At 71.4% G+C, this 13153-nt stretch carries 12 protein-coding genes; 4 read left to right on the top strand and 8 right to left on the bottom strand.

The genetic code is table 11. The annotated features are described in order from the left end of the window. A partial coding sequence (locus ACWDSL_RS47205) for an HAD-IC family P-type ATPase (protein ID WP_450495133.1) occupies window positions 1-404 on the top strand: 404 nt, incomplete at its 5' end. A gap of 156 nt (window positions 405-560) precedes the next feature. Here ACWDSL_RS47205 and ACWDSL_RS47210 read toward each other — a convergent pair. The 6 genes from ACWDSL_RS47210 to ACWDSL_RS47235 are packed head-to-tail and all read right to left on the bottom strand — an operon-like array spanning window position 561 to window position 6750. Continuing rightward, window positions 561-1475, bottom strand: coding sequence for a branched-chain amino acid transaminase (locus tag ACWDSL_RS47210; RefSeq protein WP_450495135.1), 915 nt, complete (start codon window positions 1473-1475; stop codon window positions 561-563). Next, window positions 1472-2662, bottom strand: a complete 1191-nt coding sequence (locus ACWDSL_RS47215) for an Ldh family oxidoreductase (RefSeq protein WP_450495136.1) — start codon at window positions 2660-2662, stop codon at window positions 1472-1474. The genes ACWDSL_RS47210 and ACWDSL_RS47215 overlap by 4 nt, the downstream gene beginning before the upstream one ends. Beyond that, window positions 2652-3656 carry a diiron oxygenase gene (locus ACWDSL_RS47220; protein ID WP_450495138.1) on the bottom strand — a complete coding sequence of 335 codons (1005 nt, stop codon included), beginning with the start codon at window positions 3654-3656 and terminating at the stop codon, window positions 2652-2654. The genes ACWDSL_RS47215 and ACWDSL_RS47220 overlap by 11 nt, the downstream gene beginning before the upstream one ends. Then, window positions 3578-4666, bottom strand: a complete 1089-nt coding sequence (locus tag ACWDSL_RS47225; RefSeq protein ID WP_450495140.1) for an EamA family transporter — start codon at window positions 4664-4666, stop codon at window positions 3578-3580. Before ACWDSL_RS47225 ends, ACWDSL_RS47220 begins: the two co-directional genes overlap by 79 nt. Further along, complete coding sequence (locus ACWDSL_RS47230; protein WP_450495141.1) at window positions 4663-6012, bottom strand: KamA family radical SAM protein; 1350 nt, start codon at window positions 6010-6012, stop codon at window positions 4663-4665. The genes ACWDSL_RS47225 and ACWDSL_RS47230 overlap by 4 nt, the downstream gene beginning before the upstream one ends. A 27-nt stretch (window positions 6013-6039) precedes the next feature. Beyond that, window positions 6040-6750: a TauD/TfdA family dioxygenase gene (locus tag ACWDSL_RS47235; RefSeq protein ID WP_450495143.1), complete on the bottom strand. Its 711-nt coding sequence runs from the start codon at window positions 6748-6750 to the stop codon at window positions 6040-6042. Between the two features lie 165 nt (window positions 6751-6915). On the opposite strand from ACWDSL_RS47235, the gene ACWDSL_RS47240 reads away from it, so the two are divergent. After that, window positions 6916-7764 carry a M55 family metallopeptidase gene (locus ACWDSL_RS47240; RefSeq protein WP_450495144.1) on the top strand — a complete coding sequence of 283 codons (849 nt, stop codon included), beginning with the start codon at window positions 6916-6918 and terminating at the stop codon, window positions 7762-7764. A 42-nt stretch (window positions 7765-7806) separates the two neighbouring features. On the opposite strand, the gene ACWDSL_RS47245 is transcribed toward ACWDSL_RS47240, so the two are convergent. Both ACWDSL_RS47245 and ACWDSL_RS47250 read right to left on the bottom strand, forming a co-directional pair. Then, window positions 7807-9360 carry a GMC family oxidoreductase gene (locus ACWDSL_RS47245; protein WP_450495146.1) on the bottom strand — a complete coding sequence of 518 codons (1554 nt, stop codon included), beginning with the start codon at window positions 9358-9360 and terminating at the stop codon, window positions 7807-7809. 157 nt (window positions 9361-9517) lie between these two features. Beyond that, window positions 9518-10168 carry a GntR family transcriptional regulator gene (locus ACWDSL_RS47250; protein WP_450495148.1) on the bottom strand — a complete coding sequence of 217 codons (651 nt, stop codon included), beginning with the start codon at window positions 10166-10168 and terminating at the stop codon, window positions 9518-9520. Between the two features lie 153 nt (window positions 10169-10321). Here ACWDSL_RS47250 and ACWDSL_RS47255 point away from each other — a divergent pair, with 153 nt between their 5' ends. Continuing rightward, on the top strand, window positions 10322-11932 hold the full coding sequence (locus ACWDSL_RS47255) for an L-lactate permease (protein ID WP_450495150.1): 1611 nt from the start codon (window positions 10322-10324) through the stop codon (window positions 11930-11932). A 70-nt stretch (window positions 11933-12002) separates the two neighbouring features. Then, a complete protein-coding gene (locus ACWDSL_RS47260; RefSeq protein WP_450495152.1) occupies window positions 12003-13127 on the top strand; it encodes a glycerate kinase family protein in 1125 nt (374 codons plus the stop codon). The last annotated feature ends 26 nt before the right edge of the window (window positions 13128-13153 follow it).

Consider the following 13153-nt stretch of genomic DNA (forward strand, 5'->3'; position numbering starts at 1 on the left):
AGGTCATGCCGCAGGACAAGGTGGACGTGGTGAAGCGTCTGCAGGGCGAGGGCCGTTCGGTGGCGATGGTTGGCGACGGCGTCAACGACGCCGCCGCGCTCGCCCAGGCCGACCTCGGTCTTGCGATGGGCACCGGCACCGACGCCGCCATCGAGGCGGGCGATCTGACGCTGGTACGCGGCGACCTCAGGGCTGCGGCGGACGCGATACGCCTCTCCCGCAAGACCCTGGGCACCATCAGGTCCAACCTCTTCTGGGCCTTCGCCTACAACGTCGCCGCCCTCCCGCTCGCGGCCTCCGGACTCCTCAACCCGATGATCGCCGGCGCCGCCATGGCCTTCTCCTCCGTCTTCGTGGTCGGCAACAGCCTCCGGCTGCGCGGCTTCCAACCGACGGATGCATGAGCCGCCGGACGCATGAGCCGGCGGACGCATGAGCCGGCGGATGCATGAGCCGGCGGACGCATGGGCGGGCGACGATGAACCCGGCCCGAGCACCGGCCTTCGGGCCCGGGCGGATGATCCGCCCGGGCCCGAAGGCTCGTTTCCACGCGGTGTTCGTCAGCCGCCCACGGGGGTGAGCCAGTCGGCCGCCGCCGGATGGCGACCGGCGGCCGCTTGCCGGTAGGCGTCGCGCAGGGCGGTGGTGACCGGGCCGGCGCCCCGCGCGGTGGTGGGGCGGTCGTCCAGCGACTCGACCGGGACGACGCCCGTGGCGGTGCCGGTCACGAACAGTTCGTCCGCGGTGTACAGCTCGGCGTGCGCCACCGGCCGCTCCACCACGGTGATGCCCGCGCCACGCGCCAGGTCGAGGACGGTCGCACGAGTGATCCCCGGCAGGATGCCCTGCTCGACCGAGGGCGTGTGGAGCACACCGGACTTCACGAGGAAGATATTGGCCGCGGAGCACTCGGAGACATGGCCGGAGGCGGTCAGCAGCACCGCGTCGTCGTAGCCCCCGCGGTTCGCGGCGAGCTTGGCGAGGCAGGAGTTGAGATAGGCGCCCGTGGTTTTGGCCAGCGGCGGAATCGCGTCCTGGTGGTTGCGCCGCCAGCCGCTCGTGACCAGGCGCCAGACGCGCTCGGGCGGTTCCTCCCAGCTCCAGGCGGCGATGGCCACCCGGACCTCGGACAGGTCCAGGGCCACGCCCATGCTGCCGTACCCGAGATAGACCAGCGGCCGCACATAGTGTGGGCCCGCGCCGCCGGCCCTGACCAGCTCGACCGTGGCGGCCGCCAACTCCTCCTCGGCATAGGGGATGTCCATCAGACAGACCCGGGCGGAGCAGGTCAGCCGGGCCAGATGGTCGCGGAGCCGGAAGACCGCCGGGCCTTCCGCGGTCTCGTGGACCCGGATCCCCTCGTAGACGGCCCAGCCGTAGTGCAGGGACTGGGTGAGGACATGGACCTGGGCCGCATCCCAGGGGACGAGGCGGCCGTCCATCCAGATGGAGCCGCCCGCGGTCAGGGCCGTCATGGAACCCTCCTGTGGTCGGCGGCGGACACGGGCGCGTCGACGCCGTGCCGCAGGGCGAGCGCGCGCAGGGCCCGCGCGGTGTCGGGGTCCAGCGGAATGCCGTGCCGGGCGGCCTCGCCGGCCCGCAGCCGCTCCGGGTCCCCGGGGCTGAGGACCGGGTCCGCGCCCGCGGCGGGCGCCCGGCGGGTGGTGGCGACCAGGTCGGCCAGGCGCCGCCGGAACGGGTCGGGCCCCGCGATGGCGGCGGGATCCAGGCACAGCAGGAAGTGGGCGATCCGGCGCCCCCGGCCGTCGGGGGACTGCCCGATGTGGTCGAGCTCCCAGTCCAGTGGGGCGTCGGCGAGCACCGCGGTCATCAGGGTCACGGCCATGGCCAGGCCCTGCCCTTTGTGCCCCTGACCCTTGTGTCCCTGTCCCTTGTGTCCCTGTCCCTTGTGATCCTGGCCCTTGTGTCCCTGTCCCTTGTCGCCCGCGCCGGACGCGCCGAGCGGGGAGAGTGCCACCGCGGCGGACGCGTCGAGGGTGCCGTGCCCACGGGCGTCGGTGGCCCAGCCCGGCTCCAGGGGAAGGCCCAGCCGCCCACGCTCATGGATCTCCCCCTGGCACACCTGGCTGGTCGCGATGTCGAACGCGAACTCCTCACCCTCAGTGCCCGCGGCGACGCTGATCGGATTGGTCCCGAACAGCGGTGTCCGCCCGTGGCACGGGGCGACCCGGGAGGCCGCCGAGGTCATCGCCCAGCCGACCATCCCGGCCGCGGCCATGGCGCGGCTGTAGACCGAGGCGGCCCCGAAGTGGTTGGAGTTGCGTACGACCACGGTGGCCACGCCGTGTTCGGCCGCCCGCCGCACCGCCTCCCGGACACCCGCGATCCCGGCGACGACACCGAGGGCGGCGTCCGCGTCGACCAGTGCCGTGGCTCCCGTCTGCCGTACCACGCGGATACGCGGGGTGGCGTTGGCGATTCCCCGGGCGAGATCGTCGAGGTAGCGCGGCAGCAGCCGCAGCCCATGGGTGGCGACGCCGCGCATCGAGGTCTCCACCAGGGCGTCGGCGACCACCGCCGCGGAGTCGTCGTCGACGCCGTGCGCGGTGAGCGCGCGCACCGCGACGGTCCGCGCCGTCTCCGGGGCGATGCCCGCCCACTCGCCACGGTCGGCCTGCTCACCTCCGTTTTCAGAGGACATAGGGCAGCTCACCGCTCATCTTGAGACCGGACCAGTCGAAGTCCATCTCGTCCAGCACATCGAGGTCGCTCAGCACCCGGTGCAGACCGCTGTAGTCGCGCAGCAGGGCCGTACGGCCGGCGGCCTGGCAGTCCCGCAGCATCTCCGCGCCGCCCCGCACCCCGACCAGCCGCATGATGGCCTCCCAGGCCCGGTAGTCGTTGGCGGAGTACGCCCTGAGGGCGACGCCCAACGACTCCAGCAGGAAGCGCTGTTGCTCCCCGGTCAGTTGGGGATACAGCGTCTTGAGCAGTTCGCCGCTGATGGAGCCGTGGCAGACCTCGTCGTGCCGGTGCAGCCGCGCGAGCCCCATGTTCATCGGCTGGATCTCCGACGCCGTGGCGACGAGTTCGAGGTACGCGCCGATCGACAGCTCCGTCGTGATGGCGAACGCCAGCGTCAGCAGGGAGCGCTGCCAGCGCTCCTCGGCGCCCTCGATCAGCTCGCGATGCGCCTCGGAGACGTACGGCAGCGGCAGCTCCTTCGCGCGGTAGTGCGCCCCGCGCCTGGCCCGGGTGACATCGCTGGCCATGCGGTGCATCAGGATGTGGTACCGCTCGTCGACCAGGGCCTGCATCAGGGAGACCTCCAGCGCCTCCCCCCACAGTCCGGGGAACTCACCGCGCAGGACGAGGTCGAACGCCGGGTTCACCACATGGGTCTCGGAGTACTCGGTGTTCCGGTTGAGGGCGATCATGGCCCAGGTCAGCACCGCCTGCCGCTGCTCCGGCGCAAGCTCGCGAAAGGTCGGATGGTCGGCGAACGGGACGATGCTCTCGGGGTAGTCGGGCGCGGCTGGGTCGAACATGTCGATCAGACCGGGGTCGTCGCGTTTGACCGTGGCCCGGCGCGCCCAGTTGACCGCCAGCCGCTGGATCACGGGACTGTCCACGGCGCTGAACAGCTCGCTGCCCAGCGCGTCTTCCTCGGCGTTGCTGGTGAACCGCTCGTCCATCGTTCAGTTTCCTCCCGGGTTCTGGGGGACCGGCTCTCCCCGCACAGGTGTCGCACCGTCGCGCCCCGCGAGGGTGCGGGCCGGGCCGTCTGCGTACGCATGGCGCGGCGGGCGATCAGGACTCCCGCCAGCACGGTGACCACGCCCGTGCACTGCACCGCGGTCAGCCGCTCGCCGAGGAACACGAAGGCGACACCCGCCCCGGTCACCACCTCCAGCGTGGCGAGGAGGCTGGCCGTGGCCGGGGCAAGCAGTCGCTGGGCGGCGATTCCGCTGAGGTAGGCGAGCAGGGTGGCCACGATGCCCGCCCACAGGACCACCGCCCACACCGGCGCGCTCACCTGCCCGTAGTGCACCGAGCGGGCGAGCGCCGCGTACGGGAAGCCGGTGGGCGGAGCCAGGACGTCGAGCGCGAGGGCGCCCAGGGCGATGCCCAGCGCGGTCACCGCGACCGGGTCACGGTGCTCCAGGGCGCGGCCCGCCAGCAGGAACCGGACGGACAGCGCGGCCGCCGTGCCCAGTCCCGCGAGTACGCCGACGGCGTCGAGCCGCAGCCGTGACCACACCTCGCCGACCAGCAGCAGACCGGCCACCACCACCGCGACGCCGGCCCACGCCAGCCGCTGCTGCCGGACCCGCCGGACCCAGCGCAGCCACACCAGCACCACCACGGGCGACAGAAACTGCAGCACCACGAACACCCCGACCGGGATCCGTGCCACCGCCACTCCGCACAGCGTCTGGAGCGCCGCGAAGGAGAACAGTCCCAGCGCGGCGATCACCGACCACTGGCGTCGCGTGGCCCGCAGCTGGCTGGGCCGGGTGACGGCCGTGTACGCGAGCAGCAGCAGCGCTGCGATGGTCAGCCGGGCCTGGGCGATCTCCATCGCCGACAGCCCGGCCGCGGACAGGACCTTGGTGGCCGTGCCCACGGTGCCGAAGGCACAGGCGGACAGCACGGCCAGGGCGGTGCCCGCGGCCGGTCCGGCCGTCGGCCGGAGCGCGGTCACCGCGGGCCCGCCGGGGCCGCGGGGCGCGCGCCCTCATCCCCCGCCTCGTCCCGGACCGGGAAGAAGGCCCTGTCGTACGGGCTGAACGGTGCCAGGTCCGACCACCACTGTGCGGTCGGGTCGAAACGGGCATGGAAGGGCCTGCCCACCAGGTCCGGGACGCGGGCCTGGAGGAAGCGCAGTACGAAGGCCGGCCCACCGGGCAGCTCGGCCACCCCGTCCACGACCACCTTGCCCTCGGCCGTGGACATCACCGGTCCCCGGGCGGTGCGCCCGAGCCCGGACACGGTGGCCACGGCATCGCGGTAGATCTCATGGACACGGCGCAGTGGCAGCCCGAAATAGCGCCTGGCGCCGGTGTCCCGCTCGACGAAGACGTAGTACGGGTGGATGCCGAGCGCGAGCTGGGCCCGCCACGCGTCCGCCCACACCCGCGGATCGTCGTTGACATGCCGGACCACCGGGGCCTGCGACCACAGCTGGGCGCCGATGCCGTGCAGCGCGGCCACGGCGCGCCGGGTGACGTCCGGCCGCAGTTCCCTCGGATGCGAGACATGGACCATCACGGCCAGGGAGCGCCCGGCCCGTACGACGCTCTCCAGCAGCCGCAGCATCCCCGCCGCGTCCGGGTCCGTGACCAGGCGGGCCGGGTGGAAGGACAGCGCCTTGGTCCCGATGCGCACGGTGGTGACATGCTCCAGGCCGGGCTCGAGCAGCGCGTCGACGTACGGCTTGAGCCGCGCCGAGTGCATGACCAGCGGATCGCCCCCGGTGAACAGCACATCCGTCACCTCGGGGTGGGCGCGCAGATACCGGATGACATGCTGTGGCCCGTCGTCGGCCATGCGCAGCTGGGGGTCGCCGACGAACTGGGCCCAGCGGAAGCAGTAGGAACAGTAGGCGTGGCAGGTCTGGCCGTGCCGCGGGAACACCAGCGCGGTCTGCGCGTACTTGTGCTGGACGCCCGACAGCTCGGCGCCCTCGTGGTGCGGGATGTTCCGGGTGAGCTGATCCCCCGGGTGCGGATTGAGCTCCCCACGGATCCCGGCCACGACCGCGCGCAGCGCGGGCGGATCGCCCAGTGCCCGCTCGACCGCGCCGAAGTGGCCGGGGTCGAGCATGTCGCGGTGCGGGAAGACCAGCCGGTACAGCGGATCGTCGGGCGCGCTCTGCCAGTCGACGAGATGATCGATGACATGGTGGCTCACCTTGAACGGCAGTACCCGGCTGACCACTTCCACCTCGTGCGCCAGATTCGCGTCTTGGCATCGTTCGCGGACGAGGGCGGCCAGGCGGCGGCCCGAGACCGTACGCGTCGCGGAGCCGAGCTCTTCGACCGTGGTCATCACAAGTGCCCTTCCGGTGGCTTGAGGTCAGACGGCCACCCAGTACCGGGTCAGATGGCGGCCGGTGTCTTCGTACTGTGAACGGGCGTGCATCATCCGCTGGTTGTCCCACACCAGCAGCGCGTCGTCGGGGATGAGCTCCTGCGTCCGGTATTGGTCGAACAACTCGGCCACCCGGAGGGCGAGTTCGGCCCCGGCCCGTCCCAGAGGCAGTTCCTCCGCCGGAGTGGCCGCGTCCAGGGCCGGGTCGTAGTCGGCCGCCGTCAGCAGATTGTGGCTGAAGCGCAGCACGGCACGGTCGCCGTCCTCCTCGACCATGGTCGCCACGACGCCCTCGCCACCGTCCGGACCGGGGAACCTGACCCGGGGCCCGGTCAGCAGCGCGAGATCGTCCGGGCCGAGCAGCTTCTCCAGCAGCTTCCAGTCCAGCAGATCGGTATGGCCGCCACCGCAGCGGGCCTGCCGGTGGCAGTAGAGGGCGAGATGGCGTGGACTGGGATGCCGGCCGGGTGCCTCGGTATGCGGCCGGATGGCGTTGCGGCTCTGCGAGTAGGCCCGGCCGTCGTTGCCGGGCCGGTAGACGACCTCGTGCTCGACGGTGCCCCCGTACTGGGGCACGAACCGGCCGAGGTCCTGGAGCAGTTCGATGGCCTGCCGCTGGCCTCCCACCTGCTCGACCAGCGCATATCCCTGATCGCTCAGCGAGTCCCGTAATCCCTCGACGCTCGATCGTGACATGTCTGCACTCCCTCTTCCGACGTGGTGCCGACCGATCCCGATGCGTTGGCCATGCTGGCACCGGCCCCGCCGGAGGTCTTGAAGAAATCCGACCGCCGGCGGGCCGGGAACCGGAGCAGGAGCGCCAGGCGTCTCCCCCGTGATCAAGTGTGAGGAGTGCGCAACGTGCGGATCTACTTCAGCGTGGACATGGAGGGCGTCACGGGGCTCGTCGACGCTGACGATGTCCAGCCCGGCGGACGGGACTACGAACGTGGACGGCTGATGATGGCGGAGGACGTCAACGCGGCCATCCGGGGCGCGATCGCCGCCGGCGCCACCGACATCACCGTCAATGACGCCCACGGCCGCATGCGCAATCTGCTGCCCGAATCCCTGCACCCGGCGGCCCGGCTCATCCGGGGCAGGACCAAACAGATGGGCATGCTCGAAGGACTCACTCCCGAGCACGACGCCGTCGTCTGCGTCGGCTACCACTCGCGGGCCGGCGCACCCGGTGTGCTGAGCCACAGCTTTATGGGCCACGAGATCGAAGACATATGGCTGGACGGCAGGCCCGCGGGCGAGATCGGCCTCGCCCATGCCACCGCGGCGGCCATCGGGGTCCCGGTGGCGGTGCTCACCGGGGACGACAGCGCGTGTGCGGAGATGGCGGAGTGGGACGGGTCCGTCGCCACCGTTGCCGTGAAGTACGCGCATGGCCGCTTCGCGGCGGATCTGCGTCCGGCCGACGAAGCGCGTACGGCGATCGAGGAAACGGTTGCCGCCGCCCTCTCCGCGCCGCGGACGGCTCAGTCGGTGGCAACGGAGCCGGCCGAACCGGCGGAGCCGTCCGCGCTCGCCGTCCGGTGGCAGTCGGCCTCGGTGGCCGCCACCCTGCTGGGCATTCCCGGGGTCACCTCGACGGACACGCGCACCGTCCAGGCGCAGGGCGCGCTGCCCGGCCTGTACCGGCTCTTCATCGTCTGGATGCGGGTGGCGGCTTCGCTGACCGATCAGCCACCGTACTGCTGACCGGGCCCCGAAAGTGAGGTCGTGGGGGCGGATCTCCTGGTGCTACGCGACTCCCCTGATGAGATCCGCCGCCTTCTCCGCCGCCATGATGACGGGCGCGTTGGTGTTCCCCCTCGGCACCGTCGGGAACACCGACGCGTCGACGACCCGCAGGCCCGCCACGTCCAGTACACGCAGCTCGGGGTCGACCACCGCGCCGATGGCGCAGGTCGACGTCGGGTGGTAGAGGGTCTGCCCGACCCGCTGGGCGAAGGTGAGGAGTTCCGCGTCGGAGTGTCTGTCCGGTACGTCGAAGGGGGCGGTGATCACCTCGGTCAGGGCGTCCTGGGCCGCGATGCGTAGCGCGATGCGCATGCCGCCCACGATGCAGTCGCGGTCCTCGGCCGTGGTCAGGTAGTTGTGCACGATCCGGGGTGCGGCGTCCGGGCGCGGGGAGCGCAGGGTGACCTGGCCGCGGCTGGTCGGGGCGAGGACGCACGGGCCGAACGCGAAGCCGTGTTCGGTGACGGCGCCGAGCCCTTCCTCGTGGAACAGCACCGGAGCCATGTGGAACTGAACATCCGGCGCGTCCAGTCCGTCTCGGCTGCCGAAGAAGCCGCCGGCCTCTCCTATGTTGCAGGTCAGCGGGCCGCGCCCGGCGCTCTCGAGCAGCTGGGCGTTCTCCGGACTCGCCGCGCTCATCAGGGATTCGACGCCGGTACGGAAGTTCAGCAGCGCCATGTAGTGGTCCTGCAGGCCCTGGCCCACCGGGAGGTCGCGCAGCACCTCGATACCGAAGGCCGACAGCGTGGCGGCGGGCCCGATCCCGGAGAGCATCAGCAGCTTCGGGGATTCGTAGGTGCCCGCGGACAGGATGACCTCACGGTCGGCGCGGACCACTTCGACCGTGCCGCCCCGGTTCACCTCCACCCCCGTCGCCCGGCCGTCGTCGATCACCACGCGGTGGGCGCGAGCCGCGCTGAGCACGGTGAGGTTCGGCCGCTCCAGGATCGGGTGCAGATAGGCGACGGCCGTGCTGCAGCGCATACCGCGGCGCTGGGTCAGCTGAAACCGCCCGACGCCGAACTGCGTCTCGCCGTTGAAGTCCTCGTTGCGCTTGTATCCCGCTTGCTCGGCTGCCTGGACGAACGCCGTGGCGAGCGGATGCTGGGACCTGCTGTCGCTGACCGTCAGCGGACCGCCCACCGAGTGGAAGGCGTCCTCGCCGCGCTGGTTGTCCTCCGAGCGCCGGAAGTACGGCAGCACCTGGTCGTACGACCATCCGGTGGCCCCGGCAGCGGCCCAGCCGTCGTAGTCGGCGCGGTTGCCGCGCATATAGATCATCGCGTTGATCGAGCTGGAGCCCCCGAGCACCTTGCCCCGGGGCAGATAGGTCCGCCGGTCCCCGATCCCCGGCTCCGGGCCGGAGTCGAGGTCCCAGTCGAACTCGGTCTTGAAGAGCTGGGGGAAGGCGGCCGGGATATGGATCTCCTGCGCGGTGTCGGGGCCGCCGGCCTCGATCACCGCCACCCGGATATCGGGGTCCTCCGTCAGCCGCGCCGCCAGCACACAGCCCGCGGATCCGGCGCCGACGACGACGTAGTCGTAACTGTTCATCCATTCTCCCTGCCTGACGAGTGCGCTGACCTGGGGGATCGCCCCATAACGCTATATGCCGCTCGGGACCGGGCACGGTCAACGTCTCTGTCTTCATAGGACTTTCAGGGTGCACCGTCGACGGGGCACCCGGCAATGACGCCTGGGGGCGTCCGAATCAGCCGATTCGCGCGCGAAGTTGTTCGCAGGCCCGGTTGAGGTGGACGGCGAGAGCCTGGTCCGCACGCTCGGCGTCGCCGTCGGCGATGGCGTCAAGGATGTCCTGGTGCTCATCGGCGATCTCGGTGATGCGCAGCAGCTTGTACGTCTGGACCTGGGCCATGCACAGCCGCATCTCGGCCATGACGGAGGCGTGGAGGCGGCTGAGGCGCGGGCTGCCGAGCTCGTCGACGAGCGAGCGGTGGAAGCGTACGTCGGGCTCGACCGCGGCGATCGTGGAGTCGTCCGCCTCCGCCAGTTTGCGGATCTCCACCTGGGCGGAGGTGGCGGCGGAGGGCACCGAACGCCGTCGCGCCAGCTCGCGCATGACCTGGCGTTCCACACAGGCGCGGGTGAAGTACAGGTCGGCGATGTCGTCGGCGTCGAAGACCGGGACCCGGGCGCTCTTATGGGCGTCCCGACGCAGCAGGCCCTCGGCGGTCAGCCGCTCGATGGCCGCTTTGGCGGTGGGGCGTGCCACCTCGTACTGCTTGGCGACCTCGGTCTCGGTGAGCGCCGTGCCGCCGGCGATCCGCCCGTCGAGGATCTGCTCGCGCAACTCGACGACGAGCGCGTCGATCAGGGATGTCGCCTTCAGGCGACTCGCCATCACGCCTCCTGCGGGATCACTCGGACTCAGCCAGACCATCCTCAAATTACCACACGCGAATTCTTGACTGTTTGGAGTACTTGTCTTACAAGTTAGAGGCTCGCCATGGCCTTGATACTCCAGGCGGCGCCGCTCGCCGCACCGGGAGGTTCGATGTACCGACAAGTCCTTGACCCACTGGCCGACTCTGTGTCCTGGTCCGCGCTCTGTGCGGCGGTGCCCCTGCTCGCCCTGTTCGTACTGCTCGGCGTCTTCCAGGTCAGAGCCCAGACAGCGGCGCTGACCTCGCTGGTCCTCTCGCTGGCCCTCGCCGTGGCGGTGTGGGACATGCCGTTACCCCAGGCCTTGTCCGGGGCGGCCGAAGGCGGCTTCTACGGTCTCTTTCCCATCATGTGGATCCTCGTGAACGCGCTGTGGATCTATCGCATGACCGAGATCACCGGATGGTTCGCCGTGCTGCGGCGGTCCTTCCGCACCATCTCCTCCGATCAGCGCATCCAGGCCATCGTGATCGCCTTCTGCTTCGGAGCGCTGATCGAGGCCCTGGCCGGCTTCGGCACCCCCGTGGCGATCACCGCGGTCATGCTGATCGCCGTCGGCATCGCTCCCATCAAGGCGGCGACCGTGGCGCTGGTGGCCAATACGGCACCGGTCGCGTTCGGCAGCATGGCGGTGCCGCTGACCACGCTCGCCGGGGTGACCGGTCTGCCGCTCGACGACCTCGGCGCGATGGCGGGCCGGCAGACGCCGCTGATCGCCGCGTTCATCCCGCTGCTGCTGGTGTTTCTGCTCGACGGCCGACGCGGCGTACGGGAGACCTGGCCGGTGGCGGTGGTCGCGGGTCTGACCTTCGGCTGCGCCCAGTTCGTCGCCGCCAACTACATCAGCGTCGAGACCACCGACATCATCGCGGGCGTGGTCACCCTGGCGACGGTGCTCGGGTTCATGCGGGTCTGGCAGCCGCGTACGGTGCGGCGGGACTCACAGGCGCCCGCCGAGGCCGGTTCGGAGGACCGCGAGGGCAGTGGCAGTGCTCTCATGGCGTTCGCCCCGTACCTCATCATCTGTGCGCTCTTCGCGCTCACCCAGGCCGGGCCCGTCAAGGAGTGGCTGGCCGAGCACGGCGTCGCCCAGTTCACCTGGCCCGGTCTGGATGTCGAGTCCCCTGGTGGCGAACCCGCCGCGGCCATGACCTTCAAACTGGAGCACCTCAAGGCGGCGGGCACCATCCTGCTGGCCGCCGGTTTGCTCACCATGGCGCTCTACCGGGTCGGGCCCGGCCGCGCGGTGCGGGCGTACGGAGCAACGCTGCGCCAACTCCGCTGGACCGTCGTCACGGTGACCTCGGTGCTCGCACTGGCCTGGGTCATGAACCTCTCCGGCCAGACCGCGACCCTGGGCACCGCGCTGGCCCAGACCGGCGCCGCCTTCGCCCTGTTCTCCCCCATCGTGGGGTGGCTGGGCGTCGCGGTCACCGGGTCCGACACCTCGGCCAACTCGCTGTTCGGAGTGCTTCAGGTGACCGCGGCGCAGAAGACCGGTCTTGACCCCGTGCTCCTCGCGGCCGCCAACTCCACCGGTGGCGTGCTCGGAAAGATGCTGTCGCCGCAGAACCTGGCCGTCGCCGCCGCGGCGATCGGCATGGCCGGCAGTGAGAGCACGATCTTCCGCAAGGTGATCGGCTGGAGCCTCGGGCTCCTCGCCGGGTTCGCACTCCTCATCTATCTGCAGTCGACTCCGGTCCTGGGCTGGATGACCGTCTGACCGCGAAACCACGACCAGAACACCACAACGAGAACACCGCAACAAGAACATCGCAACGAAGGGAACCACCATGCGCGTTGTCTGCGCTCCGGACAAGCTGCGCGGCTCACTGGACGCCGCGCAAGCGGCCGCCGCCCTCGCCGCCGGCGTACGGGCGGCCGGCGGTACCCCCGTCGAGCACCCGCTCGCCGACGGCGGCGAGGGCTCACGGCACACCGTGCAGACCGCGTGCGGCGGTGCGGTCGTCGACGTCGACTCCGTCGACGCGCTCGGCCGCCCCGCGACGACGCGCTTCGGCCGCCTGGACCACGGAACCGCTGTCGTCGAGGCGGCCGAGGCGATCGGGTGGGATACACCGGACGCCGCCGAGCACGATGTGATGCGCGCCTCCAGCGCCGGCCTGGCCGCCCCGATCCTCGCGGCGGTACGCCAGGGGGCGCGGCGGATCGTCGTCTTCCTGGGCGGAACCGTGACCATGGACGGCGGCACGGGAATGCTCGCCTCCCTCGGGGCCCGGATCCTCGACGCCGACGGGAAACCGCTTGCGGGCAGCGGCGCCGACCTGGGCCGTATCCACGCGGTGGACCTCGCCCCGGCGCGCCGCGCACTCGCCGGTGTCGAACTGGTCGCCGCGGCCGATGTCCTCAGCCCTCTCTTCGGGCCCGATGGCGCCGCGCATGTCTTCGGACCCCAGAAGGGCGCCACCCCGGCCGCGGTCGAACTCCTCGACGACGGACTGCGCCGGCTGGCCCCTCTGCTCGGAGCCGGGTCGACCGCGGGCGGTGGCGCCGCCGGCGGCCTCGGGGCCGCGCTGCTCGCGCTGGGGGCCGAACTGGAGCCGGGCGCGGAGCTGATCCGACGGCTGACCCGCTTCGACGAGCGGCTGGCCACGGCGGATCTCTGCCTCACGGCGGAGGGGAAGGTGGACGCCGGGACGGACGCGGGCAAAACCGTCGCAGCGGTGGTGAGCGCCTGCGCGGACGCCGCCGTTCCGTGTGTCGTACTCGGCGGGACGATCACCCCGGAGGCCGACCGCCTCTATGAGCGTGGCGCCACCGCGGTGCTGCCCATCGGCGCCGGTCCCCGCGATCTCGACACCGCTCTGCGCCACGCCGCCGACGATCTCACCAGGACCGCCTACGCGGTGTGCCGCCTCGCCGCGGCCCAACTCCGCAGCAAGGACGCCCTGGTGTGACGGAGGCTGCCGCGCCCGGCCCGGAG

The organism is Streptomyces sp. NPDC000941, from assembly GCF_053599555.1.

Excerpts from the sequence above, each read along its gene's own strand:
- ACWDSL_RS47210 (WP_450495135.1), bottom strand. The coding sequence starts at position 1,475 with ATGACGGCCCTGACCGCGGGCGGCTCCATCTGGATGGACGGCCGCCTC.
- ACWDSL_RS47215 (WP_450495136.1), bottom strand. The coding sequence starts at position 2,662 with ATGTCCTCTGAAAACGGAGGTGAGCAGGCCGACCGTGGCGAGTGGGCG.
- ACWDSL_RS47220 (WP_450495138.1), bottom strand. The coding sequence starts at position 3,656 with ATGGACGAGCGGTTCACCAGCAACGCCGAGGAAGACGCGCTGGGCAGC.
- ACWDSL_RS47230 (WP_450495141.1), bottom strand. The coding sequence starts at position 6,012 with ATGACCACGGTCGAAGAGCTCGGCTCCGCGACGCGTACGGTCTCGGGC.
- ACWDSL_RS47235 (WP_450495143.1), bottom strand. The coding sequence starts at position 6,750 with ATGTCACGATCGAGCGTCGAGGGATTACGGGACTCGCTGAGCGATCAG.
- ACWDSL_RS47245 (WP_450495146.1), bottom strand. The coding sequence starts at position 9,360 with ATGAACAGTTACGACTACGTCGTCGTCGGCGCCGGATCCGCGGGCTGT.
- ACWDSL_RS47250 (WP_450495148.1), bottom strand. The coding sequence starts at position 10,168 with ATGGCGAGTCGCCTGAAGGCGACATCCCTGATCGACGCGCTCGTCGTC.
- ACWDSL_RS47255 (WP_450495150.1), top strand. The coding sequence starts at position 10,322 with ATGTACCGACAAGTCCTTGACCCACTGGCCGACTCTGTGTCCTGGTCC.
- ACWDSL_RS47260 (WP_450495152.1), top strand. The coding sequence starts at position 12,003 with ATGCGCGTTGTCTGCGCTCCGGACAAGCTGCGCGGCTCACTGGACGCC.